This window comes from Martelella sp. AMO21009 (genome assembly GCF_053484295.1).
In genome coordinates this window covers 58,553-82,847 of sequence record NZ_JBAKFR010000003.1, presented here as the reverse complement: position 1 = coordinate 82,847, position 24,295 = coordinate 58,553, and the positions used below count along the sequence as shown (strand labels likewise).

Annotated in this window: 22 protein-coding genes and 1 riboswitch; of the genes, 6 read left to right on the top strand and 16 right to left on the bottom strand. The window is 62.5% G+C overall.

Annotated features, from left to right (window positions below; translation table 11 throughout):
- Positions 1–11 precede the first annotated feature (11 nt).
- Genes V6766_RS04685 through V6766_RS04675 form a run of 3 tightly spaced genes read right to left on the bottom strand, consistent with a single transcriptional unit; the run spans position 12 to position 3,552 of the window.
- Complete coding sequence (locus tag V6766_RS04685) at positions 12–1,133, bottom strand: ABC transporter ATP-binding protein (RefSeq protein WP_448464097.1); 1,122 nt, start codon at positions 1,131–1,133, stop codon at positions 12–14.
- The gene (locus tag V6766_RS04680) at positions 1,126–2,862 is read right to left on the bottom strand and encodes an ABC transporter permease (RefSeq protein WP_448464095.1); all 1,737 of its coding nucleotides are present in this window, start codon (positions 2,860–2,862) and stop codon (positions 1,126–1,128) included. Before V6766_RS04680 ends, V6766_RS04685 begins: the two co-directional genes overlap by 8 nt.
- Positions 2,863–2,901: 39 nt before the next feature.
- Positions 2,902–3,552, bottom strand: coding sequence for a GntR family transcriptional regulator (locus V6766_RS04675; RefSeq protein WP_448464093.1), 651 nt, complete (start codon positions 3,550–3,552; stop codon positions 2,902–2,904).
- A gap of 70 nt (positions 3,553–3,622) precedes the next feature.
- Here V6766_RS04675 and V6766_RS04670 point away from each other — a divergent pair, with 70 nt between their 5' ends.
- From V6766_RS04670 to V6766_RS04660, 3 genes are all read left to right on the top strand, one after another.
- On the top strand, positions 3,623–4,690 hold the full coding sequence (locus V6766_RS04670; RefSeq protein WP_448464091.1) for a LysR family transcriptional regulator: 1,068 nt from the start codon (positions 3,623–3,625) through the stop codon (positions 4,688–4,690).
- Between the two features lie 309 nt (positions 4,691–4,999).
- Complete coding sequence (locus tag V6766_RS04665) at positions 5,000–5,878, top strand: branched-chain amino acid aminotransferase (protein WP_448464089.1); 879 nt, start codon at positions 5,000–5,002, stop codon at positions 5,876–5,878.
- A 212-nt stretch (positions 5,879–6,090) separates the two neighbouring features.
- Complete coding sequence (locus V6766_RS04660; RefSeq protein ID WP_448464087.1) at positions 6,091–6,585, top strand: N-acetyltransferase family protein; 495 nt, start codon at positions 6,091–6,093, stop codon at positions 6,583–6,585.
- Position 6,586: 1 nt separating this feature from the next.
- Here V6766_RS04660 and V6766_RS04655 read toward each other — a convergent pair whose 3' ends face one another.
- The 7 genes from V6766_RS04655 to V6766_RS04625 all read right to left on the bottom strand — a co-directional run bounded on the left by V6766_RS04655 (position 6,587) and on the right by V6766_RS04625 (position 12,975).
- Positions 6,587–7,447 (bottom strand): c-type cytochrome, encoded by an 861-nt coding sequence (locus V6766_RS04655; protein ID WP_448464592.1) that lies wholly within the window; start codon positions 7,445–7,447, stop codon positions 6,587–6,589.
- A gap of 146 nt (positions 7,448–7,593) precedes the next feature.
- Positions 7,594–8,037 carry a c-type cytochrome gene (locus V6766_RS04650; protein ID WP_448464085.1) on the bottom strand — a complete coding sequence of 148 codons (444 nt, stop codon included), beginning with the start codon at positions 8,035–8,037 and terminating at the stop codon, positions 7,594–7,596.
- Between the two features lie 110 nt (positions 8,038–8,147).
- The gene (gene thiD, locus V6766_RS04645; RefSeq protein ID WP_448464083.1) at positions 8,148–8,963 is read right to left on the bottom strand and encodes a bifunctional hydroxymethylpyrimidine kinase/phosphomethylpyrimidine kinase; all 816 of its coding nucleotides are present in this window, start codon (positions 8,961–8,963) and stop codon (positions 8,148–8,150) included.
- Positions 8,960–9,598 carry a thiamine phosphate synthase gene (gene thiE / locus V6766_RS04640; RefSeq protein WP_448464081.1) on the bottom strand — a complete coding sequence of 213 codons (639 nt, stop codon included), beginning with the start codon at positions 9,596–9,598 and terminating at the stop codon, positions 8,960–8,962. The genes thiD and thiE overlap by 4 nt, the downstream gene beginning before the upstream one ends.
- Positions 9,589–10,383, bottom strand: coding sequence for a hydroxyethylthiazole kinase (thiM, locus tag V6766_RS04635; protein ID WP_448464079.1), 795 nt, complete (start codon positions 10,381–10,383; stop codon positions 9,589–9,591). Before thiM ends, thiE begins: the two co-directional genes overlap by 10 nt.
- 42 nt (positions 10,384–10,425) lie before the next feature.
- Positions 10,426–10,520: riboswitch (TPP riboswitch) on the bottom strand.
- A gap of 44 nt (positions 10,521–10,564) precedes the next feature.
- Complete coding sequence (locus V6766_RS04630; protein WP_448464077.1) at positions 10,565–11,326, bottom strand: hypothetical protein; 762 nt, start codon at positions 11,324–11,326, stop codon at positions 10,565–10,567.
- Positions 11,327–11,478: 152 nt separating this feature from the next.
- Positions 11,479–12,975, bottom strand: coding sequence for a CoA-acylating methylmalonate-semialdehyde dehydrogenase (locus V6766_RS04625; protein ID WP_448464075.1), 1,497 nt, complete (start codon positions 12,973–12,975; stop codon positions 11,479–11,481).
- A gap of 396 nt (positions 12,976–13,371) precedes the next feature.
- Between V6766_RS04625 and V6766_RS04620 the strand changes: the two genes are divergently transcribed.
- Positions 13,372–14,256 carry a LysR family transcriptional regulator gene (locus tag V6766_RS04620; protein ID WP_448464073.1) on the top strand — a complete coding sequence of 295 codons (885 nt, stop codon included), beginning with the start codon at positions 13,372–13,374 and terminating at the stop codon, positions 14,254–14,256.
- 9 nt (positions 14,257–14,265) lie between these two features.
- Here V6766_RS04620 and V6766_RS04615 read toward each other — a convergent pair whose 3' ends face one another.
- Together V6766_RS04615 and V6766_RS04610 are read right to left on the bottom strand one after the other, a co-directional pair.
- A complete protein-coding gene (locus tag V6766_RS04615; protein ID WP_448464071.1) occupies positions 14,266–14,832 on the bottom strand; it encodes a dual specificity protein phosphatase family protein in 567 nt (188 codons plus the stop codon).
- Between the two features lie 95 nt (positions 14,833–14,927).
- Positions 14,928–15,110: a hypothetical protein gene (locus V6766_RS04610; RefSeq protein ID WP_448464069.1), complete on the bottom strand. Its 183-nt coding sequence runs from the start codon at positions 15,108–15,110 to the stop codon at positions 14,928–14,930.
- A gap of 34 nt (positions 15,111–15,144) precedes the next feature.
- On the opposite strand from V6766_RS04610, the gene V6766_RS04605 reads away from it, so the two are divergent.
- Positions 15,145–17,286 (top strand): TonB-dependent hemoglobin/transferrin/lactoferrin family receptor, encoded by a 2,142-nt coding sequence (locus V6766_RS04605; RefSeq protein WP_448464066.1) that lies wholly within the window; start codon positions 15,145–15,147, stop codon positions 17,284–17,286.
- Positions 17,287–17,381: 95 nt separating this feature from the next.
- Here V6766_RS04605 and V6766_RS04600 read toward each other — a convergent pair whose 3' ends face one another.
- Both V6766_RS04600 and V6766_RS04595 read right to left on the bottom strand, forming a co-directional pair.
- The gene (locus tag V6766_RS04600; RefSeq protein WP_448464064.1) at positions 17,382–18,578 is read right to left on the bottom strand and encodes a phosphoglycerate kinase; all 1,197 of its coding nucleotides are present in this window, start codon (positions 18,576–18,578) and stop codon (positions 17,382–17,384) included.
- A 154-nt stretch (positions 18,579–18,732) separates the two neighbouring features.
- Complete coding sequence (locus V6766_RS04595; RefSeq protein ID WP_448464062.1) at positions 18,733–20,523, bottom strand: potassium/proton antiporter; 1,791 nt, start codon at positions 20,521–20,523, stop codon at positions 18,733–18,735.
- Positions 20,524–20,867: 344 nt separating this feature from the next.
- On the opposite strand from V6766_RS04595, the gene V6766_RS04590 reads away from it, so the two are divergent.
- On the top strand, positions 20,868–22,346 hold the full coding sequence (locus V6766_RS04590) for an MFS transporter (protein ID WP_448464060.1): 1,479 nt from the start codon (positions 20,868–20,870) through the stop codon (positions 22,344–22,346).
- A gap of 45 nt (positions 22,347–22,391) precedes the next feature.
- On the opposite strand, the gene argB is transcribed toward V6766_RS04590, so the two are convergent.
- Positions 22,392–23,279 carry an acetylglutamate kinase gene (gene argB, locus V6766_RS04585; RefSeq protein ID WP_448464058.1) on the bottom strand — a complete coding sequence of 296 codons (888 nt, stop codon included), beginning with the start codon at positions 23,277–23,279 and terminating at the stop codon, positions 22,392–22,394.
- 317 nt (positions 23,280–23,596) lie between these two features.
- Positions 23,597–24,247, bottom strand: a complete 651-nt coding sequence (gene yihA, locus V6766_RS04580) for a ribosome biogenesis GTP-binding protein YihA/YsxC (protein ID WP_448464056.1) — start codon at positions 24,245–24,247, stop codon at positions 23,597–23,599.
- Positions 24,248–24,295 lie beyond the last annotated feature (48 nt).

Sequence of the window (24,295 nt, the reverse complement as noted above, 5' to 3'; positions counted from 1 at the left end):
TCTGTACCGCGTCAGGCTGCAGTGTGGAGGAGGTCCCCCCGGCTTTCCGCCGGCAGAAGATCGGCCTGTTCGGGCGGGAACACGCGGATCGCCTCTGGCGGGATGAAAAGGTGACCGGTTTCCGCGTTCGGGGTCTTCGCGTCCGTCTCGGCCCGGATGACGTTGCCCGCCACGTCAAGCACCAGGAGTGCCCGCGACCCGAGGTAGCTGCGTGCGTGCAGCATATAGGGGATTGAATTCTTGCCGGACGGTTCGGCAGCCGGCGAAATGGCCTCGGGCCGGATGCTGACCATGACCGGGCCGTCGGGCAGGTCGGTCTGGGTCGTCATTTCCAGAGGCGGGCCGTTGCCGAGCCGGACTTTCCGGCTGGATCCATCGCGCAGCAGCGTACCGCTCAGAATGTTGGAGGCGCCGACGAAATCGGCCACGAAAAGGTCTGCCGGCTGTTCGTACACTTCCAGCGGGGCGCCGATCTGGGCGATCCTGCCCCGGTTCATGACGATGATCCGATCCGACAGGGAAAGCGCCTCGGCCTGGTCGTGGGTCACGTAGACCATGGTGACGCCGGTTTTCTTGTGCAGATCGCCGAGCCAAAGCCGCGCCTTCTCCCGAAGCTTGGCGTCGAGGTTGGAAAGAGGCTCATCGAGAAGCAGGATTTCCGGCTGGTAGACCAGAGTGCGGGCAAGCGCGACGCGCTGCTGCTGTCCGCCCGACAGCTCGCCGGGATAACGCTGGATGTATTCGAGCATGTCGACCATATCGAGGGCCTGCTCGATGCGCTGCCGCGCGGCCGAACCGCGAACTTTGCGCAGTTCCAGCGTGAAGTCGAGGTTCTTGTAGACCGTCATGTGCGGCCACAGGGCGTAGGATTGGAACATCAGGCCGAGGTTGCGGAACTGGGCATCCACGAAAGTGTTCGTTTCGCTGTCAAAGACTGTGCGATCGCCGATCTGGATCAACCCGCCCGTCGGCCGGTCGAGCCCGGCAAGTGCCGCGAGCGTTGTCGATTTGCCGCATCCGGACGGGCCGAGGAGGGTGAGGAATTCTCCGGCGCGCACGTCGAAGGAGATTCCCTCGAGTGCCTTGAAGGCCCCGAAATGGCGGCTGAGATTGCGAACGGTGAGACTAGTCATGAAGCTTTACTCCGAAAAGGCGGGTGGAGATGGCGATGAGGATCGTGGTGATGCCCACCTGTATCGTCGCGAGTGCCGCGACCGGGCCCGGCTGTCCCTGCAGCCACAGGCTCAGCATGGTGGAACCGATCACCTCGCTTCCCGGTGCCATCAGGAATACGGCGGAGGCGTATTCCTTTACGATCAGGATCATCAGCAAGACGAAGCATGACATCAACGCGTGCTTCTGAAGCGGCAGGATGATATGCGACATCGTTCGGATCCAGCCGGCGCCAGATGCCTTGGCTGCGCGGTCGAAGTCCGGCGTGATCTGGAACAGCGCAGGCAGGACTATTCCGTATCCGGCGCTGATGAAGCGGATGAGATAGGCGAACAGCACCAGCCAGATCGTCGCACGAAGCGCCCCGAGCACCGGCAGATAGACGGACGCATAGAAGACGCCGAGCCCGACGATCAGACCGGGCAGCACGCGCGGAAGCTGGGCCAGCAGGTCGACCAGCCGGCGGAGTGGGTAGTTCGACCGCTGCGCCACAAGGGCAAGGCCGGCGATCAGCATCGTTCCCAGACCGGCTCCGAGCACGGCGAGAACCATCGTATTCACGATTGAGCGGACATAGACGTCGACCGTGAGCACGTCGATGTAGTTCTGCCACGTCAGCACCTGGGTGATGGGGACGTAAGGCGAAATGACATGGGTCGCCGCGCGCAGAAACACCGATCCGATCAGAAGAAGTATGGCGAAAAAGACGTATGCCCACGCCAGGCCGAAGATCGGCCACTTAGCGCGGCCGAGTTCCAGCGGCTTTATGCGCGCCGCCTTCGACGAGATGCTGACGAACCTGTGCGAACGGCGCAGGGCGAGCCGCTGCAAGCCGAACATGATCAGGACGAGGATCATCAGAACGAGGACCATCGCGGAGACGAGGCCGTAGTCCGGCGTGCCGTTCGCCGAGAAGATTTTCTCGAAAATCAACGTCGTGACGAGCTTGATGCCGACGGGGGAGCCGACGATCAGGGGGATCGACAAGGTCTCCAGCGCGTGCACGATATTCATGATGAGCGCGAAGATCAGGGCAGGTCGCATCAATGGCAGGCCGACTCGCATCAGCGTGTACAAGGGGCCCGCACCGGCAATACGCGCCGCGGCGTCATGGTTGGGGTCTTGCTGGCGTGCCGCCACGATGCAGTAGAGGGTCGTGACCGGGGTCGCGGCGATCGCCGATATGACTGCGATGCCTGTCACCGTATAAAGGTTCCACGGCGCCGGGACCCCGAAAAATTTCTGCCACAGCAGCGTGACGATGCCCGAGGGCCCGTAGCTGATGATCGCGCCGAAGCCGATCACCTGCGGTGAGATGAAGAGCGGCCACAGGAGGATGGCGCCGAGCAGGGCCTTCCCGGGCAGGTTGCTTCGGCCCAGCAGGATCGCGAAGGCGATGCCGAGCAGCATCGAGAGCACGGTGACGATCACTGTGAACAGCGCCGTCGCGCCATAGGAGGCTTTCACCTCCGGATCCGTGAAGACCCTTGCCAGATTGTTCAGCGTAAACTGCGCGTCGTCATAGTAGAGTGGCTTGTCGAGGAAGACCTGCAGAAACGCCGGCACGACGACGACCGACAGCAACACAACGATCACCACGGTGATCAGCGTTTGAATCCAGAAACCGTCTCCCTGGCCGACCGGCGATGTTTTCTCGCCTGCCGCTTCCTCCGAAAGAGCTGCCGACATATGATCCTCCCTTGTCCTGTGCATGAACCGACGGCCGCATCAATCGCCCTGCAGCAATCCGTCGCGTGCCGCCCGGATGTGCCGCATCATCAGCTCTTCTGCTTGCGCGCCGTTTCTGGCGGCGATGGCCTCGAAAATCTCCTGGTGCTCACGCGAAGCCGTCAGCAGCCGCTCGTGCGTGCGTTGCCAGCGCTCATGCGCGCCGCGGATGAATTCCCACACCTCGCGGGCGAGGAACTTGCGGATTTCCTCATTCCGTCCGATCCGCGCGATTTCGGTGTGGAAGCCGCGGACGGCGGGGAGCTTTCGCGTATCGGAGGAGGCCTGCGCGGTGAACCTGGCGACGAATGCGTGGCCGGCCTTCACGATCTCTTCAAGACCTTCGATTTCTTCTTTCGTGGCAAGCTCCGCGGCGCGTCTGGCGCTGCGCCCCTCGAGCAGTTCGCGTATCTCGTAGAGTTCCAGCAATGTATGCCTATCGATGGTGGCAACCCGCATACCGGAATAGGGCTTCCGCTCGATAAGCTCCCGCTCCTGGAGGCGGAACAGCGCTTCCCGGAGGGTGGCGCGATTGACGCGTAGCCTGCGGGCCAGTTCCACCTCCGTCAGCTTTGTCCCGGGCCTCAGGTCTCCCCGCAGGATCGAGCCGCTGAGTTCCTGGAAAATGTCTCGCGGCGACGGTTTGTCCACTTGCAACTCCCCCTGATTGTCGACAATCTAGACACAATGCGTGTTGTCCGGGCCTTCTGCAACCTGCGACTTGCGCATCAAACGATGCATTGGTGCGCCTTGCCGCCGTCGCGGCAGTTTTCTATGGGCATACCGGCGAGGGGCGTTGTTCCGGCTTCAACGAAGGGCGGCGCGCGCCGGTATGACGAGTGAATGCAGGCGGCGCATCGGCGTCGGTTCTTTGGGAGGAACTTCGGTGAACTCGATATGGCTGCAGGATTTCCTCGTCCTCTCAGAGGTCAGGGGCTTTTCGCGCGCCGCGGAGCAGCGGTTCGTCACGCAACCAAGCTTCAGCAGGCGAATCCAGGCGCTTGAGGACTGGGTGGGCGTCACCCTGGTCGACCGGAGCACGCACACCTTCAAGCTGACGCCGGCCGGCGAGGCATTCCTGCCTCTGGCCCGCGACCTGCTTCGCCAGTTGAACCACGCGCGGGTCCATGTGCAGGAGGTGGGATCGATTTCAGAGCAGAAGCTGAGATTCGCCGCAACCCATGTGCTGTCCCTGACGTTTTTTCCCCAGTGGCTCAGGCTCCTGGAAGCCGAGGAGCCGCTCACTGCCACGGTGGAACTGATCGCCGACCACATGGTCGCATGCGAGAACCTGATGCTGGAAGGGCGCGCGCAGTTCCTGATCTGCCATCACCATGTGAACGCGCCCGTGCGGCTCCAGGACGATTTTCGTTCGCTCGTCATCGGCCGGGACGTGCTGCTGCCGGTTGCCACGCCCGGGCTGATCGAAAAGCACGCCGTCGAGGACCTGCCGCTGCTGACTTTCACACAGGAATCCGGAATGGGGCGCATTCTCTCCAACCGGCAGCGGGACGGATATTTCGAGAAGAACAATCCGACGATATTCTCGTCGCATCTCTCCAGCGTGCTGACCGCCATGGCGCGAAGCGGCCGCGGCGTGAGCTGGAGCCCGAACAGCCAGGTTTCCGACGACCTCGCCAGCGGCCGCCTCGAGCGGGTGGCGGCATTTGGTGACCTGGTCGATATCGAAATCCGGATATGGCGACCCAAAAGCCGGCAATCCGGCGCGGCCGAAGCTCTGTGGAGCCGCGTCAAAGCATATTCCGGCCGCCTTCTCCAGGCGACCTGAAAGGTCATGCGGCGCACAAATTCCGCGGTGACCCCGTAGCCGTCCATTCAGCCAAAGTACGAAGGGTTGTCGGATTCCTCCGGAAACCGTGTCTATGACGTTGGATTCCGATCGGATTTCGCTGAGAATTCAGCCGCCTGAGCCAAGTCGATTTTCACAGTATGGAAATTCAAGGTACTTTTTTCTGCTTGCCTGCGTGGTTTGGCCGGCGGGGAATTTCCGCTTGACGTTGACCTTCCGTCCGTCTTGATTGTCGCCACACGATCCGCCGCCCGTTTGGCGTGATGCGGATGGCCGAAGGAGAATGACATGGCAGCAATCGACACCACCCCCGCTTTTGAAACCTGGACCTATGTCGATGGCGAATGGCTTCCCGGCAATCCGCCGCTGATCGGCCCGACATCGCATGCGATGTGGCTCGGTTCCACCGTCTTCGACGGCGCGCGCTATTTTGAGGGTATGGCCCCGGACCTCGACGAGCATTGCAAGCGCATCAACCGATCCGCCCGCGCGCTCGGCCTGCAGCCGACCAAGACCTCGGAGGAAATCGAGGCGCTGGTCTGGGAAGGACTGAAGAATTTCAAGGGCGCGGAAGCCGTCTATATCAAGCCGATGTACTGGGCCGAGCACGGCCTTGATGGCCTCGTGCCCGCCGATCCGGCCTCTACCCGTTTTGCGCTCTGCCTGTTCGAAACGCCAATGCGCTCCACCGTGCCGGTGCGGTTGACGGTTTCGCCGTTCCGCCGCCCCTCGCCGGAAGTGGCGATGACCCATGCCAAGACCGGCAGTCTCTACCCCAATTCCGGCCGGATGATGCTGGAGGCGCGCGCCCGCGGCTTCGACAACGCGCTGGCGCTCGACATGCTCGGCAATGTCGCCGAAACCGCGTCCGCCAATATCTTCCTGGTCAAGGACGGCATTCCGATGACGCCGGCGGACAATGGCTGTTTCCTCGCAGGCATCACCCGCAAGCGCATCCTCAAGCTGTTCCGCGACAACGGCATTGCCGCCAAGGAGAAGACGCTGACGGTGAAGAACTTTCTTGAAGCGGACGAACTGTTCCTCACCGGCAACTACAACAAGGTCGTGCCGGTGATCAGACTTGATGACCGCGATTTCGAACCGGGCCCGATGGCGAAACAGGCGATGACGCTCTACATGGACTGGGCGCGCTCGACCTGCAAATAGCGCGCGGCAGCGTTTTTGAATTGACAAGACCCGCGTTTGAGCGCATTGGATTTCCCATGATCAAGACCGTGACCCACAATCATATGTATTTTTGGCTGTTCCAATAGGAGCGGCCTGTTGATCATGTTCATCACCGGCCGCCTGGGGGCGGCAAGGTGTTGAAAGAAAACGTCCCCCACGGCGGCAGAATTCGAAGGCCAAGGGACGATAAAATGACTGACGATCAAGACAAAATCGCACTGGAACGACCTGCCCTGATGACCATCAGGAAGGCGGTCGAATCCGATATTCCGCAACTGCTCGAGATGATCGGATTGCTTGCCGCCTTTCACGACGATCCATCGGAAATGACGGCGGAAAGCCTCAAGCGCGACCTGTTCGGGCCGACGCCGTGGGTGACCGCGCTGGTCGCCGATGCCGGCGCGCAGCTTCTCGGCTACGCGCTCTTGACGCCGCTCTACCGGGCGCAGCAGGGCCGGCGCGGCATGGATCTCCACCATCTTTTCGTGCGCGACGGTCACAGGAACCACGGCGTCGGCCAGCATCTGATCGCCCGAGCGCGCGATTTCGCCAAGGCCGCCGGCTGCTCCTACATGTCGGTCAGCGCCGCCACCGGCAATTTCGGCGCCCACCGCTTCTACCAGCAGATGGATTTCGTCGCGCGCCCGGTGACCGGCATGCGTTATATGCAGACGCTCGCCGATTGAGCTACTGCGCGGGCACGGCCTTCAGATAGGCGGCGATGGCTTCGAGGTCGGAGCGCGGCAGATGCGAGAGGTTCTGCTGCACATCGACCATCGAGCCGCCGGCGGTATCGAAGTCCGGGGTGAAGCCGGTTTCGAGATAGTCGGCGATTTCAGCCGCCGTCCAGTTGCCGATGCTCTTGGAGCCCGGGGTGATGTCCGGGATCGTCCCTTCGCCGTCGGGGTTTGGCCCGCCGGCGAGCCATTTGTCATATTCGAGCCCGCCAAGCGCATTGCGCGGCGTGTGGCACTCGCCGCAATGGCCCGGTCCTTCGACAAGATACTGCCCGCGCATGATCTCGGGCGAGGCGTCGGCGAGCTGAACCCGCGGTTCGTTGACGAAGAACAGCTTTTTCCAGAACGACAGCCCCAGCCGGACATTGAACGGGAAGTCGACATCATGCGGCTTGCTGGGCGTGTCGCTCGGCGGCAGCGTCATGATGTAGCCGTGAAGGTCCTTCACGTCCTGATCCTTCATCCGCACATAGGAGGTGTAGGGCAGGGAGGGGTAGAGATTGCGCCCGTGCGGGCCAACGCCCTTCTTCACCGCATTGGCGAAGTCCATCAGCGACCAGTCGCCGATGCCTTCCTGCTTGTCAGGCGAGATGTTGGGGGCATAGAAGGTTCCGAAATCGCTTTCGATCGGGTGACCGCCGGACAGGACAAGCTTCTCCTCGCCGGTTGCGCCCGGGGCGGCATGGCAGCCAGCGCATTGGCCGGCCCAGAACATCTTCGCGCCATTATGCGGATCGGCGGCCTGCAAATCCTGATAGTCCGCCGGGTCGAGCTTCGGCGGGGTGAAGGCAACCACAAAGGCCGCCCCCATGAACAGGGCGGCGACAGCCAATACGATGATCGTCAGCTTTTTCACGCCGGGTCTCCCTGTTCCCGAATTTCAACAAAAAACAGCAGTTCCGGGCAAACGGGGAACCGCTCCAACGCCCGGAACTGCGACAAGACAATGAGAGGGCTCTATTTGTCGACGCGGTAGAGCTTGTGGCAGGCCGCGCAACTGGCGCCCAGCGTCTTCATGGCAGCTCCAACGGCGGCCTGATCGGCCGGCAGGTCGGCCAGCAAAGCGTCGGCGTCATCGGCGAGTTTTTGCGCATGGGCCTCGAAGTCGTCCATGTTTTCCCAGATCGCCGGGCTTGCCTCGGTGCCGTTTCCGGTTTTCGAATCATCCGGGAAATGAGTCGTGAAATCGGTGATGTTGGTGGAAATATCGGAGAGCGCGCCCTGAACCACGATCGGGTCGTAGGCGTTTTCGCCCTTGGCGATCGCGCCGAGCTGGCCCATGGCCTTGCCGATCGCCTTCATGTCGTCCTGGCGCAGCATCTGCGGTCCATCCTCTGCGACCGCAAAACCCGCGCTGAGACAGAGCGCGACAGCGCCGGCGATCATAAATCCGTTTTTCATCCAAAGCCTCCTTCGTTGCTCAGGCAGCAGTATACGCAGCCTCTGTTTGGAAGCTAGGGGCAGGATTAGCGTAGAAAAGATGAACGGCGGCTGACTGCGGGTCGACGGCATCACGTTTTGGTGACTTCGCCCCACAGCGCATGGAAATGATGGGTCGGCCCATGGCCGGAGCCGACATGGAGGCTGTCCGAGGCCGCGATCGCGGCGACGACATAGCGTTTGGCATTCGCAACCGCTTCCGAAAGCGGAACGCCCTTGCCGATCTCGGCCGCGATCGCGCTTGAAAGCGTGCAGCCGGTGCCGTGGGTGTTGGCGGTATCGATGCGCGCGCCCTCCAGCCATTCATGGCCATTGGCGGTGACCAGCAGATCCGGGCTTTCCGATCCCTCCAGATGGCCGCCCTTCAGCAGCACCGCCTGCGCGCCGAGGCCTCTCAGCGCGGTCGCCTGCTCGATCATCTGATCGCGGGTGGTAGCCGTATCGGCATCGAGCAGGGCGGCGGCCTCGGGCAGGTTTGGCGTCAGCACGGCGGCAAGCGGTATAAGGTGCTCCTTCAGCGCCTCGATGGCATCTTCCGGCAGCAGCCGGTGGCCGCCCTTGGCGACCATGACCGGATCGAGCACGACCGGCACCTCCACATGGTGGCGCAGGCTGTCGGCGATGGTGACGGCGATATTGGCGTTGACGACCATGCCGATCTTGATCGCGTCGACCTTCACGTCATCGAAGATCGCGGCGATCTGTTCGGCGACGAAGGCCGAGGGAACCTCGTGCACGCCGGTGACGCCGCGCGTGTTCTGCGCCGTCAGCCCGGTGAGCGCGGCCATGCCGTATGTACCAAGCGCGGAAAAGGTCTTGAGGTCGGCCTGAATGCCGGCGCCGCCCGAGGGATCGGAACCGGCGATCGAGAGGATGTTTGCGATCATTGCTTCGCCTTCCGGATGGCTTCGGCAAGATCCGCCGTCGCCTGATATGGGTCGGGCTGGCCGCAAATGGCCGAAACGACGGCGATCCCGTCGGCCCCGCTTTTGAATGTGGACGCCACATGCTCCCCTTTCAACCCGCCGATGGCAACCGCGGGCAATCCGCAAAGGTCGATCATCGAGGAAAGGCCGGCAAAACCCACCGGCAGCGCATGGTCGGATTTCGTGCTGGTGGCGAACACCGGCCCGGCGCCGATATAGTCGATGCCGGTGGGATCGAAGGCGCGCGCGACGTCGAGGCCATTGACGGAAACGCCGAGAATCTTGTCGTCGCCGATCATTTCCCGCACCTCCCGCGGATGGGCATCCTCCTGGCCGACATGAACGCCGTCGGCATCGATCGCGATGGCGGCCTCGACGTCGTCATTGATGATCAGGCGGAACGGCGTTCCGGCCGTGACCTGTTTCAGCGCGAGGCCCATATCGATGCGCTCGCGGGTCGTGGCGTGCTTCATGCGGAGTTGCACCATGGTCGCCCCGCCGGCAATGGCATCCCTGGTGGTGGCGACCATGCCATAGTCGCCGCAAAGGTCCGGGTCGAGAACGAGATAGAGGGAAAGGTCGAATTTCATGGCCATTCAATCTCCGCTTCAAGGTCAAGCGCTTCGGGTGTCACGGCGGCAAGCGCATCGAGGAAATGGACCTGAAACGAGCCGGGGCCTTCCGCCTTTCGATGCGCGCGGCTGCCGGCCACCGCGTAATGGGCAAGCGCCGCGACCGTGGCCCCGAAGGCGTCGTCGCGCCATGCGCCGGCATAGCCGCCGACAAGCGCCGTCAGCGCGCAGCCGAGCGCCGTCACCCGCGGCATCAGCGCCGAGCCGCCGCCGATGCGGGCGACGCGGCTTCCATCGGTCACAAAATCGCGTTCGCCGGTGACGGCCACGACCATGTTGCGTTCGCGGGCGAGCGCCTTCGCCGTCTCTTCAGCGGCGGCGACGCTGTCGCCGGCATCGACGCCCTTGCCGGCGCTGGTGGCGCCGGAGAAGGCGAGGATTTCGGAAGCATTGCCGCGCAGGATCGTGGGGCTGAGGTCGAGAATTTCGCGTGCGGCCCTGGCTCTGAAGCCGGTGGCGAAATGGGCGACGGGATCAAATACCCAGGGCGTTTGCTTGCCATTCGCCGTCTCGATCGCCGCCTTCATGCCGGCAAGCCATTCGGGCGAAAGCGTGCCGATATTGATGGTGACGGCGGACGCGATGCCGGCGAATTCACCGGCTTCTTCCTTGGCGTGGACCATGGCCGGGGAAGCGCCGGCGGCAAGCAGCACATTGGCCGCGATGTTCATCGCCACATAATTGGTGATGCATTGGGTAAGCGGCGCGTCCGCGCGCATCTTTTGAAGAATGGGGGCGATATCCGCCATCAGCTTCCTCCTTGTTCGTCGCGGAGGAACTCGGGAGCCGAAGCGAAAACCCGAGTGACTCCCTCCGCCGGCATGATCCGGATCAGGTTCCAAGGGTACATCTCAGCCCGCTGTCACGGACGCCCCTGTCGCTCTAGTGGCGTTGTTATAACAGAAAAAGTCGCTTCGGAAAGAGGCGGCGTTACTCCGGTGCAGGATCGCGCCACGCGGTGTCGCCACAGGGCCCGGTGGTCGCCAGAACGGATGCAAGATCGCGATCTTTGACCGCCTGCTCGACGAAACGCTTCCGCTCGGGTGAAAGCTGGGCGGCGAGATTGTCCTGGTTCCAGGCGCGATGCCAGTAGATGAATTCTTCATCGAAGAGGCGCTGCTCGTCGGCCGTCTGCGTGCCCGTAAGGCTTGCACGGAGATAGTAGAGGACGTCCGGGTTCAAAGGAGTCAGGCCCTCGCCATCATCGGTGATGAGAAATGAGAGAAGGGCCGCCTCGCTGCCTCTTTTCGCCGCGTCTTGCAGGCGCTCCATCAGTCCAGCGAATTCGACTTCGCCCTCCGTCTCCGGGTTACGGGAAAAACGGCCGCAATAGATAAGGTCGCTGTCAATGCGTAGCTCGCCTGCCAGCTGGAACATAGCCATGACATATGGCAGGGTCATGCAGGTATTGAGGTCGTCGAAAGCACTGTCTGTCTGGATGTATTCGCGCCAGAGTTCATAGCGCGCCTCTTCTGTTCCCGCCTCTGCGAATGCCGGATAGCGTCTTTCATAGATTTCGTAGTGCCCGCGCAGATAATCACCGCAATCGGGAATGCGGGGATTGTAGTCGAGTTCGGTGGTCGCGAATTCCCATTCCTCGAACGTCATTTCCGGTCTTGTCGGCTGCGGATGCGTTTCGAACAACCATGCAGAGGCTTCACAGGCGAATACGCTGCACGCCGCGAAGGCCATCAACAATCGAATCATAATACCCACCGGTTCCTGCGGGACACCCGTAAAAGTAGTGACAGGTTAACACTGGTAACCAAATGTAGAAAGACGTGGAGCAACCGCAGAAACACGTGACCTCCGCGCACTCAGGACGCGGAGGTCACGTTTATATATTACTTCATCGTCGGCATCGAGAATTCGGCGCCGGCGCGGATGCCCTTGGGCCAGCGCTGGGTGATGGTCTTGAGGCGGGTGTAGAAGCGCACGCCTTCCGGGCCATGCATGTGGTGGTCGCCAAACAGCGAGGCCTTCCAGCCGCCGAAGGAGTGGAACGCCATCGGAACCGGGATCGGCACGTTGACGCCGACCATGCCGACTCTGATCTTGTGAGCGAATTCGCGGGCGGCGTCACCATCGCGGGTGAAGATCGCCGTGCCGTTGCCGAATTCGTGGTCGTTTATCCACTCTGCGGCCTCATCGTAGCTCTTCGCGCGGGCGACGGAGAGGACCGGGCCGAAAATCTCTTCCTTGTAGATCTTCATGTCGGTGGTGACCTTGTCGAACAGGGTCGCGCCGACGAAATAGCCGTTCTCGTAGCCCTGCAGCTTCAGATCGCGACCGTCGACCACCAGTTCGGCGCCTTCTTCCACGCCCGAGTTGATGTAGCCGGTCACGCGCTCGAGTGCGGCCGCCGTCACCAGCGGGCCCATATCGGCTTCCGGATCTGTGCCGGGGCCGACCTTCAGCGCTGCGATGCGGGGCTTCAGCTTGTCGATAAGCTTGTCCGCCGTCTCGTCGCCCACAGGTACGGCGACCGAAATCGCCATGCAGCGCTCGCCGGCGGAACCGAAGGCGGCGCCCATCAGGGCATCGGCGGCCTGGTCCATGTCGGCATCGGGCATGACGATCATGTGGTTCTTGGCGCCGCCCAGCGCCTGGCAGCGTTTGCCGTTGGCGGTTGCGGTGGTGTAGATGTAGCGCGCGATCGGGGTCGAGCCGACGAAGGAGACGGCCTCGATATCCGGGTCGTTCAGGAGCGCATCCACGGCTTCCTTGTCGCCCTGGACGACGTTGAAGACGCCATCGGGGAGGCCCGCTTCCTTCAGCCATGCGGCAATCAACAGAGAGGCGGAGGGGTCGCGCTCGGACGGCTTCAGCACGAAGCAGTTGCCGGCGGCAAGCGCGATCGGGAACATCCACATCGGCACCATGGCCGGGAAGTTGAACGGCGTGATGCCGGCGACGACGCCGAGCGGCTGGCGGATCGCATAGCTGTCGACGCCGGTGCCGACATTCTCGGTATATTCGCTCTTCAGAAGCTGCGGGGCGCCGGTCGCGAATTCGACCACTTCCATGCCGCGCTGGATTTCGCCAAGCGCATCGGAATGGACCTTGCCGTGCTCTGCGGTAATGACTTTCGCCATCTCGTCGATCCGGTCTTCCAGGATCGACAGGAACTTGTTCAGGATGCGGGCGCGGCGCAGCGGCGTGGTCGCCGCCCAGTCCGGGAACGCTGCCTTTGCGGCCTCGACGGCGGCGCGCACATCGGCGGTGCTGGCCAGCGACAGCTCGCCGCTCTGCTCGCCGGTGGCGGGGTTATAGGTCGGCACGGTGCGGGTGCTGGTTCCCGCAAACGGCTTGCCGCCGACAAAATGCTGAATGGATTTCATGGGTATTCCTCCGGTGTTGCTGCCAATGAGGCTCTTGGATTGTGAAGCCATCAATCTTCCCGCTTGAGGGCAAGGCTGTCGTCCATACCCCTTCCGCATAGCCCCCAATCTTCTCGCCCCGGAGGGGAGAGATGTCGCGAAAGCGACAGTGAGGGGGGAGTTTATCCCCGCGAACGCCCTCACGATTCGAAACGCTGCGCCACCCTCACTGCCCCTTTCGGGGCATCTCTTCCGCCAGCGGGAGAGAGTATTGGGAGCAAGCCGCACGGCCAAATGCAATTTCCCTGCCTTCAACGGGAAAGATCGATGCTGTGTGCCCACAATATCACCTATTCATTTCTGCAAAGAAACACGATAATTCTAAAATCCATTGTGCAAAATTTATAGGGCAGGCGAATGGATTGGGATCATCTGCGGGTCTTTCTGGCGGTGGCGCGGCGGGGGCAGATCCTTGCCGCGGCGCAGGCGCTCGGGCTCAACCATGCGACGGTTGCCCGGCGGCTGAACGCGCTGGAGGAAACGCTCGGCGAACCGTTGTTCGAGCGCCGCCCCTCGGGCTCGACGCTGACGGAGGCGGGCGAGCGGCTGTTGGCGGTGGCCGAGCGGGTGGAGACCGAAATTCTGGGCATTGCGGAGGATACCAGGGCGCGCGGCGCGAGCCTTTCGGGCACGGTGCGCGTCGGCGCGCCGGATGGGCTCGGCACCTATTTTCTCGCCGCCGAACTTGGTCGCCTGCAGGAGGAGCATCCGGGCCTGATCGTCGAGCTTGTGCCGCTGCCACGCACCTTCTCGCTGTCAAAGCGCGAGGCGGATCTCGCGATCACCCTCGATCCGCCGACGGAGGGCAGACTGGTGGTGTCCAGGCTCACCGACTACACGCTCGGCGTCTATGCCGCTTCATCCTATCTGCGCCGGCACGGCATGCCTGAAAGCGAGGAAGCGCTCGCCGACCACGTCGTCGTCACCGGCGTGGAGGACTATGCCTATGCCTCGTCGCTGAATTATGCCGGACATCTGGCCCGTTTTGCCGGCCGGCAGTTCCGCTGCGCCGGCGTTGCCGGTCAGATGGAGGCGGTGCGGGCGGGGATCGGTATCGGCATTCTTCACGACTTTGTTGCCCGCGATACGGCAGGGCTGGAGCGTATCCTGCCATCTGTCGGCTTCCGCCGCGCCTACCACCTTCTCTCCCACCCCGATACCGGCAGCCTTGCGCGAATCGCGCTCATCCGCGCGTTTCTGACACGGCGGTTTCGGGAGGAGCGGGTGCGGTTCGCGCCGTAAGGAAGGCCCTCAGCTATCGAGTCCGAAGACCTTTTCGAGATCTTCCCAGCTCGTGTCCATGGCGTAAGGGCCGATGCCGGGCAGGGCGACGTGGCCGTAAAGCGGCGAGAGCTGCCATTCGGCGGTTTCCTCATCAACGCCGCCGAGCTGTTGGAGATAGATCACGGAGGCAAGCCCGGTGCGATCGGCGCCCGCCTTGCAGTGGATCAGGATCGGTTTCGGCGCGTCGCGCATCAGCGCCAGCAGCTCCATGCTGCGCTCGGGCGACAAGATGGTGCGGTCCGACATCGGGAAATCGATATGTTCGACGCCCTTTTGCGCGCTCACCCTGATCTCGTCGTCATACCAAGAACGGCCGGGGCTGGCGCCGCGTAGGTTGATCACGGTCCTGATGCCGTGCCGGTCGATATAGTCCGCAAGCGCGCTCGCGCTGGGTTGGGCCGAGCGATAGAACTCGCCCGCCTTGACCTCGTGAAAATTGCCGCTTGCCTGCAGGCCGCCAAGATAGACGCCGCTGGTCAGCACCAGAACGCCGACGGCGGCCGCAACCCGGCGCGCGAGACGCTTTTTGTTCATCCGGTAGTCCTCTTTACCCGTGGCTCATCATAGCCGGGTTTTCGCCCGCGCGACAGCTGTGATGACGCATATCCGGCACAGGCGGTACAAATGTGTCAAAAGCCGGGCAATTTATCTTGACAGTTATAGTCATGTTTTATAGCGGATAGTCCAACACCGGCGGCCGCCGGAAAATACCCAGCCAGCCAGTACGCCATGCCGTTCGCAAGCCAGCCAGGTTCTTCAGTGAAAAAGAAGGATTCGGTGATGCGTATTTCGCGGATTTTGGCATCATGCACGGCTCTGGCGACCCTTGCGTGCGCCACGGCCTCATTGGCTCAGGACAGCACCCAGACGACCGTGCTTTCTCCCGTCAACGTGACGACGACAGGGGGCAAGGAGGGGATCGCCGATACCCCGCTTGCCACCGAGACGACGCGCGAGGATCTCGACCAGAACATCGTCACAGATTTCGACGACTACACCCGTATTCTGGAGCCGGGCGTAACCTTCGTCGGCGATGATTCCGGCTCGGTCAATATCCGTGGCATGCAGGGTCCGCGCGTTTCGACCGTCATCGACGGCATCCAGATTCCCTATCTCGATGACACCGCGCGTTCGGACGCCAGCGGCGGCGGGGACGCCTTCTCGTTCGATTCGATCGCGACGATCGACATCGTTCGCGGCGCCGACAGCTCGCGGTCGGGCAGCGGCTCGCTTGGCGGCACGGTCGTGCTCAGGACGCTTGAGCCCGAGGACCTCATCGATCCGGAGAAGGGCTATGGCGGCCGCATCGGCTTCACCTATGACAGCGCCGATAACAGCATGGACGGCGAGGGCGCGTTCGCCATCCAGTCGGGTGGTACGTCGCTTCTGTTCCAGGGCGATATCGCCACGGGTGATGAAATGAAGAACCAGGGCGATGTCGGCGGCTATGGCGCGACCCGCAGCGAGCCGAACCCGGCGACCTTTGACGAGAACAACCTGCTGTTCAAGATTCGCCAGAACATCATGGAAGCCCATACCATCGGCCTGACGGTGGAGCGTTACGACCGCGACAAGGATATCGAGCTGCTGACCGATCAGGGCGCCACCTATGCGCCGGACAACTGGAACGGCACCGAAGACAAACACCGCGACCGCGTCTCGATCGACTACAATTACGACGCCATCGCCGATGACGGTCTGATCGACCAGGCCTTCAGCACCTTCTACTGGCTGAAGAGCGAGCGCGAGAGCGGCACGTCCGGCATCCGCCTGTCGTCGCGCGGCACACCGCCCTACGGCGAATATTCGCGCACGTCCAAGACCGACGAGGAACGCTATGGCTGGTCGGGCTGGGCCGAGAAGAGCGTGGAGACCGGCTCGCTGCTCCATACCTTCACGCTCGGCGGAGACTTCTACTATTCGCAGACCAGCCAGTATTCGAGCGGCGTTGACAATTGCGGCCCCGGCCCGTTCGCCCCGTTCAGCACCTGCAGCTTCCTGCACACCAACCAGGCCGACACGCCTGATGTGAACGGCTATGTTCTGGGCCTCTACGCCCATGACGAGATCGTCTTCGGCGACAGCGGCTTCGCGCTGACGCCCGGCGTGCGCTTCGACTGGTATCAGTATGATCCGCAGGAAACCGCCGGCTACCGCGACAACCCGAATTATAACGGCCTGCCGGAAGGCCAGAGCGACTGGCACATTTCGCCGAAGCTGCTCGCCACCTACGAGCTCAACGACTTCACCCAGCTCTACGGCCAGATTTCGACCGCCTTCCGCGCGCCGACCCCGGGCGAGCTCTATGTCGACTACGGCGCGCCGGGCAGCTATCTCAGGATCGGCAATCCCGATCTCGAGCCGGAAACGAGCTGGGGCGTCGAGCTTGGCGCGAATTTCGGCGATGACGACGATGGCGGCCGGGTTTCTGCCTTCTACAGCCGCTACAAGGATTTCATCGATACCCAGTCGGTCGACCCGACCGATCTCGGTTTTGCCGCCGGCCTCTATCCGCTCGGCATCACTCAGACCGTCAACATCGACAATGTCGAGATCGCCGGTATCGAAGCCAGCTACCAGAAGACGTTCCTCAATGACTGGGACATGCACGCCTCGCTCGCATTCGCCCGCGGCTGGAACATGGATACCAATGACATTCTCGGTTCGGTCGCGCCGCTAAAGGCGGTGATCGGTGGCGGCTACAATGTCGAGACCTGGGGCGCGAACGCCAACTGGATCCTGTCGGCCAAGGTGCCGGATGGCTCCACCGCCGAGTTCAAGGCGCCGGGCTACGGCATCGTCGACGTCACCGCATGGTGGTCGCCGGAGCAGTTCGAGGGCCTGCTGGTCCAGGCCGGCGTCTACAATCTGTTCGACCAGACCTATTACAACGCGCTGGACCTGCAGGACACCACCATGACCCAGCCGGAACGCTTCTACTCCGAGCCCGGTCGGACATTCAAAGTGTCCGTGACGCAGACGTTCTAAGCGGCGTCAGACGTACATGAAGAAGCCGGCCTCCGAGGGGGCCGGCTTCCTGCTTTCGGGAGTTCTTCCCGCCTCGAAAAGACGAGGCAGTAGGACTACTTCTTCAAAATCTCGACGCCCGGCAGAACCTTGCCTTCCATCCATTCCAGGAACGCGCCGCCTGCGGTGGAGACGTAGCTGAAGTCATCCTTGACACCGGCATGGTTGAGCGCGGAGACCGTGTCGCCGCCGCCGGCGACCGAGGTCAGCTTGCCGTCTTTGGTGCGTTCGGCCGCGAACTTTGCGGCGGCAACGGTGGCGGCATCGAAGGGTCCGATCTCGAACGCGCCGAGCGGGCCGTTCCAGACCAGCGTTTCGGCCTTCTCGATCCACTCATTGATGGCCTTGACGGATTGCGGGCCGACATCGAGCATCATCTTGTCGGCGGGGATCGCGTCGATCGCGACGGTCTCGTTTGCGGCATTGGCCTTGAACTCGCCGGCGACGACGCCATCGACCGGCAGCACGATGGCGCAGCCGGTCTTCTCCGCTTTCGCCATGATGGTGCGGGCGGTGTCCGCAAGGTCGTGCTCGCACAGCGACTTGCCGACATCGATGCCCTTGGCCGCGACGAAGGTATTGGCCATGCCGCCGCCGATCACCAGCGCATCGACCTTGTCGATCAGGTTTTCCAGAAGGTCGATCTTGGTGGACACCTTGGCGCCGCCGACGATCGCCACGACGGGATGCTTCGGATTGCCGAGGCCGCTCTCAAGCGCCTCTAGTTCGGCCTGCATGGTGCGCCCGGCATAGGCCGGCATGTGGTGGCCGAGGCCTTCGGTCGAGGCATGGGCGCGGTGGGCGGCGGAAAACGCGTCGTTGACATAGACATCGCCGTTTGCGGCAAGGGCCGCCACGAAATCGGGATCGTTCTTTTCCTCGCCCTTGTGAAAACGGGTGTTTTCCAGAAGCAGGATATCGCCGGCACGCATCGCCGCGATCGCCTTTTCGGCGGGCTCGCCGACGCAGTCATCGGCGAAGGCAACGGCGTGATCGAGCACTTCCTCGACGGCATGCACGATCGGCTTCAGCGACATGTCCGGCACGACCTGGCCCTTGGGACGGCCGAAATGGGCCATCAGAATAACCTTGGCGCCCTTGCCGGAAAGCTCGGTGATCGTCGGCGCGACGCGCTCGATCCGGGTCGTGTCGGTCACCCGGCCGTCGCTGAAGGGCACGTTCAGATCGACGCGCACAAGGACGCGCTTGCCGTTGAGGTCGGGCAGATCGTCGAGGGTCTTGAAGGCTGGCATGGATCGTCCTCTTGAATGTTGTGGCACCCCGGGGAAGAGGCGCGGGTTTGGCTGTGGCGCGTCTCGATGTCTGGCAGCAGACAAGCCACTGAAATCAACGAATGGAGTCCTATTCAAAAACCGCCCGCTCGGCAATGTCGCGGCGATCAAAACCCTATCGCCGGACGCTGCGCCTCAGTCGGCCGAAGAACCGGCTCAGGGCGCGGAGAGGTCCCTCGGGGCGTTCGCTTTGCGCATCGCGCCAGACGCCGATCGAGATGATGTTGTGATCTTCATCGGCATCGCGCACGATCAGCGCCAGCGGACCGAGATGCAGGCGGTCGGCGATGATAGGCTTGCCGCCGAGTTCCTGTTTCATGTAGTCGGCCAGCCGCATCTCCTCGATCTCTGCCGGTATTGCGACGGCCGGGTCGATCACGCGCAGTTCCTTTACGGGGCGGTCGGGCAAAAGCACCTGGGTGCCGAGCAGGGATTCCTCTCCTGCGCTTGCCGCAAGTGCGGGATCGGCGAAAAGCTGGTCGAGCAGATAGGACATGCCGGGGATCACGAACAAATAGAGATAATCGCCCGCCTTCAGGTTGCCGGCATAGAAATAGCGCATGGAAAGCCCGTCGCGCACCACCAGCGAGGGAATAGCCCAGCGCGGTATCGACGCGCCGTCCAGCACCGGCGCGCCCTCGGCAAGGCGGTAGACCAGCAATTCGTGCTTGGCGTTTTCATGGAGGTCGATGTCGACGATCTCCAGCGCCCCGGTTGCTCGCGGCTGAACCAGCTTCAGGAGGCGGGCAAGCGGCGCCAGCGTCCAGCCCTGCAGGATCAGCGATACCAGCACCATGACGAAGACGATGTTGAAGATGAGGCCGGCATTCTCCAGTCCGTAAAGGCTCGGCAGGATGGCGAGCAGGATGGAGGCCGCACCGCGCAGGCCGATCCAGGCGATGAAATTGGTCTCGCGCGGGCGGTAATCGAACTTCCAAAGACAAAGCCAGACGGCAATGGGACGAGCGACGAAAACCAAAAACAGCGCCAGCGCGAAGGCCGGCATGAAAATCTCGGGGAAGTTACGGGGCGTCGCCAGCAGGCCGAGCAGCAGGAACATGATGATCTGCGCGAGCCAGGTCATGCCTTCCTGAAACCGCCTGATGGAGCCGACATAGCGGACGTGGCGGTTGCCGGCGATGAGGCCCGCGACATAAACCGCCATGAAGCCGCTGCCGCCGGCCGCCCCCGTGGCCGAGAAGATCAGGAGCGCCGCCGTCAGCACCAGGATGGGCGCGAGACCGCGATTGAGGCTGAACCTGTTTGCTATCAGCACCGTCAGGCCGCCGCCGACCACGCCGAACAGCAGGCCGAAGCCGATCTCCTGCACGAAATGGAGCAGCATCGGCAGGATTTCCTGAACGCCGGTTTCATTCATCGAGAGAATGGACACCAGCGTCATGGTCAGGAAGATCGCCATTGGGTCGTTGATGCCGGACTCGACTTCCAGTGTTGCGCTCACCCGGTCCATCACCCTGATGCCGCCGATGCGCATCAGGAAAAACACTGCCGCCGCGTCCGTCGAGGCGACGATCGCGCCAAGCAGGAAGCCTTCGAGCAGGGAGAAGCCGAGGATCACGGCAGCCGCCAGCGCCACCAGCCCGGCCGTCGCCACCACGCCCGCCGTTGCAAGCAATAGCGCGGGCGCTGCGCTCGTTTTGAAGGTCTTGAACGATGTGCCGAAGCCGGAATCGAAAAGGATCACGGCAAGCGCCAGCGAGCCGACATAGAAGGTCAGCGCGTCATTGTCGAATTCGATCCCGAAGCCATCGGTCCCCGCCAGCAGACCGACGCCGAGAAACAGGAGCAGCAGGGGCGCGCCGAAACGGAAAGCCAGCGCGCTGGAAAGCGCGGCAAGAAGAACGAGGCCGGAAAACACCAGCACCGCTAGATAAAACGTCGTCAAATTGTGTCCTTCCGGCAGAGCGGCGCGAGGGCGTGGAAACGAGGTTTGGCAAAACCTGCTTTTTTCAACAAAATAGGCTATTTGCGGCATTTTTTAAAGCGTTGCCGCTATTGTCGCCGTTTGATGCCCGCGCGCGGCGGAAACAACCACCCGCAGCTTCTCGGGGCAAGCGGAGGGCGTTGCTTTCAGGCTGAAGCGGCCGCGACACGGAAACTTTTGCCGGCATCATTATTGCCACGCCCGGTGCGTGTGGTAACCAAGAGGCCAATGTTGATATCCGGCGCAATGGCGGCTCCCTCAAACCCGTCCAATCCGTGCTCGCTTCGCCCTGAAGGAGGATTTTCGTGAATTCCAGTCTGACTGAAGCTCAGGCCGAGCCGCATCCGGGCCGGTGGGTGGCGCTGGCCGTCTTGCTTTGCGCCGTGTTCATGAACATGCTCGACGTCACGATCGTCAATGTCGCGCTGCCCTCGATCCAGAAGGGGCTCGAGGCCTCCAATTCCGATATCGAATGGGTGGTCGCGGGTTATGTGCTGGTGTTCGCGCTTGCGCTGCTGCCGTTCGGCAGGCTTGGCGATATCGTCGGCAAGAAGCAGATGTTCATGATCGGCGTGTTCAGCTTCACCATAGGTTCGGCGCTTTGCGGGTTGTCTCATAATATCGAGCTTTTGGTTGCGTCGCGCCTGTTCCAGGGCTTTTCGGCCGCGATGATGACGCCGCAGGTGCTGGCGCTGGCACAGGTGATGTTTCCTCCGCATGAACGCGCGCGGGCCTTCTCCTTCTTCGGCATGATGGCGGGGATCGCGACCGTCAGCGGCCCGATCATTGGCGGGTTGCTGATCGATCATGATGTCTTCGGCCTCGGCTGGCGCGCGATTTTCCTGATCAACCTTCCGATCGGCGTGTTTGCAGTTCTGGCGGGCTGGAAGCTCGTGCCCCATACGGAAAGCCATCCCGGCGGGCGCAACGACTATGCGGGCATCGCGCTGATTGCGGCGGCGATGTTCATGCTGATCTTTCCGTTGGTCGAGGGTCGCAATTTCGGCTGGCCGGCCTGGTGCTTCGCGATGATGGCGGCCGCCATACCGGTGCTGGCGGCATTCGTGTTGTGGGAACGTCGGCAAAACCGCCGCAACCGGCCGCAGCTTCTGGCCTTCGCGCTGATCGCGAACCGCAATTTCATGGTCGGCAGCGTCATGGCGCTGGTGTTTTTCTCCACGATGCCGGGCTTCTTCCTCTGCCTTGCGATTTTCCTGCAGGTCGGCTTCGATTTCGATCCGCTGAAATCGGGGCTTACCACGGTGCCGTTTTCGGTGGGCGTCTTCCTGGCATCCGTTGCCAATGGCCGCTTTGGCAGCGTGGCGCTGAAATTCAGGATGATCTGCGGGCTAGCGCTGCTTTTCGTCGGCATTTTCTGGCTGCGCTCCTATGTGCTGACCATCACTGACACGATCTCGCACTGGGACGTGCTCGGTCCGTTGCTGACGGCGGGGCTAGGGCTCGGCATGTCGATCGCCTCGATCTTCCAGCTCGTGCTGGCCGGCGTGCCCGCCCGCGAGGCGGGGTCGGCCTCCGGCGCGCTGCAGGCCGTTCAGCAGCTCGGCGGCGCGTTCGGCATCGCGATCATCAGCGGGATTTTCTTTTCCAGACTGGCGAGCCTGCTTCCGGCCGGCGGCGACCAGCACCCGGCCTATGTTCATGCCTTTGCCGGCGCGGTGGTCTTCAATCTGGTTGCCTATGTGATCGTGGCCGTGCTCGCGACGATGCTGCCTGCCCACAAGGCCGCAAGCGGCCCGGGCAAGGCCGAGCCGCATATCGCCTGATGACTTTATCGCGATGGGCGGAGCTGTCCGGTTCGCCCGGCTTGCTCAAGGGACGATGAGCGTGCCCGCGCCGCCCTTGGTGAGGATTTCGAGCAGGACCGAGTGCTTGACCTTACCGTTCAGGATGACAACGCCCTCGACGCCGGCCTCGATCGCCTCGATACAGGTCTCGACCTTGGGGATCATGCCGCCCGAAACCGTGCCGTCGAGGATCAGGCTGCGGGCCTCGGCAACAGACAGTTCCTTGATCAGCTCGCCATTTTTGTCGAGTACGCCGGGGACATCGGTCAGGAACAGCAGGCGTGTTGCGCGCAGCGCGCCGGCAATCGCGCCGGCGAAGGTATCGGCGTTGATATTGTAGGTCTCGCCGGAACGTCCCGGCGCCACCGGCGCGATCACCGGGATCATCTCGGATTTCGCCAGCAGGTCGAGCAGGGTGGTATCCACGGTCACGACCTCGCCGACAAAGCCGAGGTCGAGCACGCGCTCGATGTTGGAATCGGGGTCGACAACTGTCTTCTTGGCCTTTTCGGCAAACACCATGTTGCCGTCCTTGCCGCAGAGCCCGATCGCCCATTCGCCGGTCTGGTTGATCAGCGCGACGATCTCCTTGTTGATCGAGCCCGCAAGCACCATCTCGACGATTTCGACGGTGGCCTGATCGGTGACCCGTAGCCCGCCCTCGAACTTCGATTCAATGCCCATGCGCTTCAGCATGCCGCCGATCTGCGGCCCGCCGCCGTGAACCACGATCGGATTGACGCCCGATTGCTTCAGGAGCGCGATATCGCTGGCGAAGGCCTGGCCAAGCTCGCTGTCGCCCATGGCGTGGCCGCCATATTTCACGACGATCGTCTTGTTCTCGTATTTCTGCATATAGGGCAGGGCCTGGACCAGAAGCCGCGCCTGCTGTTCGCTTTCCGACAGTGACATGAAGTTTCCCGCTGCAATTTGCTCAGCGGCCTTTTAGCGCAAACTCGCGGTCTGGGAAACTCCTCCCGCGTCTTTCCGGACAATGCGGTCTCCACTGGAATACCCGGTTTCCGCCGCGAATTCGACATGCATAGAGGGAATATACAGGGTTCGCTCAATCAGGAGCGGAGCTTCGCGGTCCCGTCGATTGAATCGCGGTGACCAGGTTTCGGGCAAGATCGCCTCATCCCGACCGGATGCATGATCAGAATGTTCGGCGGAAAGCACCAACCCCGGTGTCAATTCGGCCGCCCTTCGGGGCGGCCTTTTTCGCACGATCACATGTTGATCGTTTCGATGATCGCCTGGCGCAGTTCATCGAGCCCGTCATGTTTTTCCGACGAGGTCGCGAGAATCGCGGGGAAGGCGGCCGGGCGCTTGCGGATTTTTTCCGCGGTGGCGGTCAGAAGCTTGGCGACCGCCGGCGGCTTGATCTTGTCGCTCTTGGTCAGAACGATCTGGTAGGAGACGGCGGCCTTGTCGAGCAGGTCGAGCACATCCTCGTCATTCTTCTTGATGCCGTGGCGGGCGTCGATCAGCACATAGACACGCTTCAGCGTGGCGCGGCCGCGCAGATAGTCGAACACGAGCTTGGTCCACTGGTCCACCTGGGCCTTGGGCGCCTGGGCATAGCCGTAGCCGGGCATATCCACCAGCGCCATTGGCGGCAGGTCCTCGCCCTCGCCGGAATAGCCGTCGGGAACGAAATAGTTGAGTTCCTGGGTGCGGCCCGGCGTGTTGGAGGTGCGCGCCAGCCCCTTCTGGGTGAGCAGCGCGTTGATCAGCGAGGACTTGCCGACATTGGACCGACCCGCAAACGCCACTTCTGCCGGACCTTCCGGCGGCAGGAATTTCATCGACGGCACGCCGCGGATGAAAATCCACGGGCGGGCGAAAAGCGCTGCATCCTGGGCGATCTGCTGGGTCATATCCCGATCCTTACCATGAAGAAAACGCCCGGCAAGGGTGCCGGGCGT